At 61.0% G+C, this 1,257-nt stretch carries 3 protein-coding genes; 2 read left to right on the forward strand and 1 reads right to left on the reverse strand.

Annotated features, from left to right (window positions below; all coding sequences use genetic code 11):
• On the forward strand, nt 1–196 hold a 196-nt coding region (locus tag AC1D0P_RS25750; RefSeq protein WP_477679322.1), incomplete at its 5' end, for a hypothetical protein.
• A gap of 28 nt (nt 197–224) precedes the next feature.
• The gene (locus AC1D0P_RS25755; RefSeq protein ID WP_477679323.1) at nt 225–731 is read left to right on the forward strand and encodes a disulfide bond formation protein B; all 507 of its coding nucleotides are present in this window, start codon (nt 225–227) and stop codon (nt 729–731) included.
• Nucleotides 732–813: 82 nt separating this feature from the next.
• On the opposite strand, the gene AC1D0P_RS25760 is transcribed toward AC1D0P_RS25755, so the two are convergent.
• The gene (locus AC1D0P_RS25760) at nt 814–1,071 is read right to left on the reverse strand and encodes a hypothetical protein (RefSeq protein ID WP_477679324.1); all 258 of its coding nucleotides are present in this window, start codon (nt 1,069–1,071) and stop codon (nt 814–816) included.
• Nucleotides 1,072–1,257 lie beyond the last annotated feature (186 nt).

Genomic DNA, 1,257 nt, shown 5'->3' on the forward strand with positions numbered 1-1,257 from the left:
GGCAAGGGCGTTTTGCACCATCATGATGGGTCTCCGGGAGTTTGCGGTCCTGAAAATCTACGCCCGCCGGGGCGCCCCTGCTGTAGGACAAGTGCTGGCAAATGATGCTGAAGAGGCGGCGAAGAATTTGCCCCGCATGGATACCGCAAGGGAACTTATCGCCCACCGAACGCCCGAACCCCTGGACCATTCATAATCCACCCAGAAAAAAGAGGGATCCCCTGATGTTTTTGACCTATTTCGACGCCATGCCGCGCCGCCTGCTGGCGCTGGTCGCCGCGGCCTGTGTGGCCATGCTGGCTTTTGGCCTTTACCTGCAGCACGTCGTCGGGCTGGAGCCTTGCCCCATGTGCATCGTGCAGCGTTACGCCCTGGTGCTGGTGGCTGTGGTGGCGGCCGTGACCGCCATCGCTAAAAGCCGCGGCTTTCTGATGGCTGGTTCGGGCCTGATGGTACTGCTGGCCGGTTTCGGCGCATTTGTCGCGGCGCGCCAGAGCTTTCTGCAGTGGTACCCGCCGGAGATCGCCTCTTGCGGCCGCGATTTTTACGGAATGATCGAGACCTTCCCGCTCAAGCGCGCCATTCCCATGATCTTCAAGGGCAGCGGCGACTGCACCAAGATCGACTGGACCTTTCTGGGCGGCTCGATTGCCAACTGGTCCTTTGTCTGCTTTGTGGTGATTGCGCTGGTGGGTCTGCTGCTGGTGGTCCGCCAGGCCCGCAAGCGCTAAGTCCTGCCGCACGTGCCCAGGCCGGGCTTGCGGAAACCCCGAGATTCAGCCAGGGCTTCCCACAAGCCGGGACGTCCCTTGTTCAGACCTCCACGACGCGGATGTTGTCCAGGTTCACGGTCACGTTCAAGGTGTTGTTGCCATCGCGCACCTCGAGCGTCATGGAGAGTTGTAGCGGTTGAGTGGTCTTGATGACCGTCAGGAGCTGGTAGCCTGGAGGGACCGCCAGGAACTGGCCAAACGGAGCGCCGTTGTGGCCCCAGCGCTGCGCCCCCACGGTGACTGCCACCACATTTTCCTGCTCTGTTCCGCCCACGATATTGACACTGATATTGGCCATGATTGCTCCTTCGGTTGTTGGCAAAAAAAGGCCCTCAAGTTGCCAAGAGGGTGACGCCAATTTAGGGCCGCGGGACCGGTAAAGCCATTACAGGGCATTACGTACGCGGTTCCCGGCGTGCGCTACACACCTTCAGGATTCACCGAGATGGGGGAGTCAGGCGATGGTCAGCCCGCCGTCCAGGAT

It is taken from the genome of Polaromonas sp. P1_G2, from assembly GCF_056405515.1.